This window comes from Luteitalea sp., from assembly GCF_044337415.1.
Taxonomy (GTDB): Bacteria; Acidobacteriota; Vicinamibacteria; order Vicinamibacterales; family Vicinamibacteraceae; genus Luteitalea.
In genome coordinates this window covers 1-4,001 of record NZ_JBIINP010000300.1, presented here as the reverse complement: position 1 = coordinate 4,001, position 4,001 = coordinate 1, and the positions used below count along the sequence as shown (strand labels likewise).

At 71.6% G+C, this 4,001-nt stretch carries 5 protein-coding genes; 2 read left to right on the top strand and 3 right to left on the bottom strand.

Translation table 11 applies throughout. From position 1 onward, the window contains the following. Nucleotides 1–452: M20/M25/M40 family metallo-hydrolase (locus tag ACIRDX_RS21300; protein WP_396627442.1), on the bottom strand; the 452-nt coding region annotated here is incomplete at its 3' end. Between the two features lie 73 nt (nucleotides 453–525). Between ACIRDX_RS21300 and ACIRDX_RS21295 the strand changes: the two genes are divergently transcribed. Continuing rightward, the gene (locus ACIRDX_RS21295) at nucleotides 526–801 is read left to right on the top strand and encodes a DUF4242 domain-containing protein (protein WP_396627441.1); all 276 of its coding nucleotides are present in this window, start codon (nucleotides 526–528) and stop codon (nucleotides 799–801) included. A 4-nt stretch (nucleotides 802–805) separates the two neighbouring features. On the opposite strand, the gene ACIRDX_RS21290 is transcribed toward ACIRDX_RS21295, so the two are convergent. Beyond that, the gene (locus tag ACIRDX_RS21290) at nucleotides 806–2,176 is read right to left on the bottom strand and encodes an amidohydrolase family protein (protein ID WP_396627440.1); all 1,371 of its coding nucleotides are present in this window, start codon (nucleotides 2,174–2,176) and stop codon (nucleotides 806–808) included. Between the two features lies 1 nt (nucleotide 2,177). After that, nucleotides 2,178–3,461, bottom strand: a complete 1,284-nt coding sequence (locus ACIRDX_RS21285; RefSeq protein ID WP_396627439.1) for an MFS transporter — start codon at nucleotides 3,459–3,461, stop codon at nucleotides 2,178–2,180. 77 nt (nucleotides 3,462–3,538) lie between these two features. Here ACIRDX_RS21285 and ACIRDX_RS21280 point away from each other — a divergent pair. After that, nucleotides 3,539–4,001 (top strand): alkaline phosphatase family protein (locus ACIRDX_RS21280; protein WP_396627438.1); only part of this gene is annotated, 463 nt, incomplete at its 3' end.

The following is a 4,001-nucleotide window of genomic DNA, read 5'->3' as shown; positions in this document are numbered from 1 at the left end:
ACCTCTTCGTCGGTCGTGAACAGGAAGCGGATGCGCAGGTGCTGCAGCAACGGGCTCGCCACGGCCGCCGCCAGCATCGCGATCACCAGGCCCGCCTTCATGTCGAAGGTCCCCGGGCCGTGCAGGTGGCCGTCGCGCACTTCCACTGGCATCTGCGCCAGGGTGCCGATGGGCCACACCGTATCGAAGTGCCCGAGCAGCAACACCTGCCGGGGGCCGCTGCCCATCGTCGCTCGCACGTGCGCGCCTGCGTCGCCCCGCGGCAGGCGTTCGACGTCCGCACCTGCCTCGTCAAGCAGGCGTGCGATGGCGTCGCCGCAGCGATCGAGGGCGGCCACGTCGCCGCTCGGTGACTCGATCCGGGCGAGTGCAGCGATGGTGTCGAGCAGCCAGTCGGCGCGACTGGCGCACGCCTGCCTGATGTGCTGATTCGTAGGGAATTTGTTGTCCATGGTGTTGGCCGACGGCGTGTTCGTACAGCCCGGCTCGGCACGTTATTGTGAGTCGAGGAGAACCTAACCGCACATGCCCATGTACCTGATCGAGCGCGACGTTCCCGGCGCGCACACCCTGACCAGCGAGCAACAGGCCGGCATCTCCGGCGCGTCCTGTGCCGTCCTCGACGGCATGGGGCCGCAGATCAAGTGGCTCCAGAGCTACGCGACCGAGAACAAGATCACCTGCATCTACGAAGCGGCCAACGAGGACCTGATTCGCGAGCACGGCGCCAAGGGCGGTTTCCCCGTGACGCGCATCAGCGAAGTCGCCAGCGTGCTCAGCCCGAGCCTCGCCGGCCGGTAGCCCCTCATCGCGTGCGGAGCCGGTCCAGATCCACGGGCCGGCCCGCCGCGTAGACCGCCCGCACCTGTCGCACCCGCGCGATCGCCTGCGTCGGGTCGCCTTCCACCACCACGATGTCGGCCGCCGCCCCTGGGCGCACGGCGCCGAGTTCCGCGCCACCGGCACCCAGGAAGGCCGCGCCCTCGCGCGTCGCCGCGCGCAGCGCCTCCGTCGGCGACACCCCGGCAGCGACGAGCAATTCGAGCTCGCGCCACGGCGCCTCGCCGCGCTCGGCATGCGGCACCTCCGTGTGGCCCCCCATCACGAGTCGCGCGCCCGCGGCATGCAGCCGCGCCACCAGCGCCTGCATTCTGGCGAAGCCCGTCGCCCGCGTCGCCGCCGTGATCGCGCTGCCCTTCGGCACGGCATCGCCAGGCTGCGCCTCGAACACCGCCAGCGTCGCATCGACGAACGGCCGGTGGCGCGCGACCACCTCGTAGAGCCGCCGGGCCTGCGGGCCGTCGAGGTCGGCCTCGGCAAACAGCGCATAGCGTCCGTCGCGCCGCGCGCCGTTGTCGGCCAGCACCGCCTGCCGGTAGCGCTCCGCAGCCATCGGCGCCGCGATGCTGGTCCCGAACGAGGTCACGTGCTCCACGCCCGTCAGCCCTGCCTCGAACAGCTGTCGCGCGTCGAGGATCTCGAGATGCGCCGTGCTCGGCACGCCGCGCGCGCGGCACGCCTCGATGACCGCCAGCGCGCAGGCCAGCGACAGCCGGAAGTAGATCTTGATGGCCGTCGCGCCCTCGTCGACGGCGCGGTGCACCTGGCGACGTGCCTCCTCGGGATCGCGCGCGACGACCGAGTCCTCGGGATACGCCGGGCGGTCGCCGTCGATGTGCGGGCCGGTGAGGAAGAGGCGCGGCCCTGGCAGGCCCTCCTTCGCGATGAGCGTGCGCAGCGGCTCGTGCATCTCCTGCCACTCGCCGGGATCGCGGAACGCCGTGACGCCGTGCGCGAGTTGCCTGAGGGCCAGGGCCTGGTCCGACTCGATGTGGTAGTGGCAGTCGACGAGTCCGGGCAGGATCGTGCCGTCGGCGACTCGCGTGATGGTCGCGCCTGCCGGAATCGGCACGGCACTCGCGGCGCCTGCGGCGTCGATCCGGCCGTTGCGGATCACGACCCGTGCGCCGTCGCGGACGACCAGTGCGCTGCCGTCGAAGAGCCGCGGCGCCTCGATCACGTGCGGGGCGGCGCCTGCGACACTCGGCAGCTGCATCGACCACCCGAACGCGCGCGACAGCGCGGCGCCAGCAGTCCAGGCGCCGGCGGTGAGCACCGCGCGGCGCGTCAGCGCGCGCGTGTGGGCCGACGGATGCGAGCGACGAGGGCCGCGCATGCTAGACCTCCCGCACGAGTCCCGCGCGCGTGGCCTCCGTGTTGCGCACGAGCAGGAGCATGGCCGCAACGGCGACCAGCGGCAGGATGCTCGCGCCGACGAGGATCGGCGCGAAGGAGTACTTGTCGGCGACCAGGCCGGTGATGGCGATGGCCGTGATCGTCCCGAGGCCCGCACCCGTGCCCCCGAGTCCGCTCACCGACGCCACCGATGCCGGTGCGAACAGGTCGGCCGGCAGGTTCAGGATCACCGTCGAGAACGCCGCATACGCGAAGGTCGACACGGCGAAGCACGCGATGATGGCGGGCAGGGATTCTGCCCAGATGGTCGGCACCAGCAGCGTCATGCCGAGGCCGCCGAACACGCCGATCGCCTTGCGCGCCGCGCCCACCGACCAGCCCCGCGCGATCAGCCGGCTCGAGACGCCCCCGCCGAAGAAATTGCCGGCGTCGGCCGCGAGGAAGGGCACCCAGAAGGCGAGCAGGCCTTCCTCCATGCTGAACCCGCGGCTCACCAGGTAGATGGCGAACCAGTCGGTGATGAAGAACCAGACGGGATCGGTGAAGGACTTCGAGATGACGTAGCCCCACGTCTGCGGGAGGCGCAGCAGGGTGGCGTAGGGCAGGGCCGCGCCGGTGGCGTGCTCGGCGGCGTCGGTCTCCTGATCCCGCCGCAGCATCTCCCGTTCCTCATCGGTGATGCGCGGGTGTTCGAAGGGCGACCGGTAGACGGCCAGGAACAGGGCGAGCCAGGCGAAGCCGAGTGCGCCCGTGATGACGAACGCCGGCCGCCAGCTGCCGAACGTCGCGTACAGGCCGAGCACGATGAAGGGCGCCAGCGCCGCGCCGACCGACGATCCGCTGTCGAAGAGCGCCACCGCCCAGCCGGATTCCCGCCGGGGGAACCACTCCGACACGGCCTTGGTGGCGCCCGGCCAGTTGCCTGCCTCGCCCAGCCCGAGGGCGAAGCGCGCGGCCATGAAGGATCCGAGGCCGGTCGCCAGGGATGTGGCCATCGCAGCGACCGAGTACCACGCGACGCCGAGCGCCAGGCCGGTCCGCGTGCCCAGGCGGTCGATGACCCGGCCGGCCACGGTCTGGCCGAGCGCGTAGGCCACGCGGAACGCGATCAGGATCCAGGAGAAATGCCAGTTGTCCCAGCCGTACGTCTCCTTCAGCGTCGGCGCCAGCACGCTGAGGGTCTGCCGGTCGATGTAGTTGATGACCGTCGAGAGGAACAACAGCCCCCCGATGTACCACCGCAGTCCACGCACGCGACGCGTCACCCGGCCTCCTCCGTGAGAGGGTTGTCCGTTGCTGAAAGCGCGTGAAGCTTATCGCACGGCGGCTTATGCTTTGAGGAATGTTCGCCCGTGCGTCCACCCTGGTGTCTCGCGTCGCGGCCGCGGCGCTCGTGCTGCTCGCCTCCGCCGTGCCGCAGGCGCAGGCCCCGACGGCCGCGCCGCGGCGGTCCGAGGCCGCGCCGGTGCGCCTGGTGCTGCTGATCGCCGTGGACCAGTTCCGGCCCGACTATCTTTCGCGCTTCGGGGCGCCCTCGGCGGGCTTTCGCACGCTCACGACGCGTGGGGCGGTGTTCACGTCGGCCTACCTCGAGCACGGCATCACGGTGACGGCGGTAGGGCACTCGACGATGCTGTCGGGCGCCACGCCGGCGCTGAGCGGCATCATCGAGAACGCCTGGTACGAGCGGTCCACGAGGTCGACCGTCGAGAGCATCACCGACCGGGAGGCCGCCATCGTCGGTGGCGACGCCGCCGCGGGTGTCGGCGCGTCCCCGCGGCGCATGCTGGTACCGACGCTCGGCG

Excerpts from the sequence above, each read along its gene's own strand:
- ACIRDX_RS21295 (WP_396627441.1), top strand. The coding sequence starts at position 526 with ATGCCCATGTACCTGATCGAGCGCGACGTTCCCGGCGCGCACACCCTG.
- ACIRDX_RS21290 (WP_396627440.1), bottom strand. The coding sequence starts at position 2,176 with ATGCGCGGCCCTCGTCGCTCGCATCCGTCGGCCCACACGCGCGCGCTG.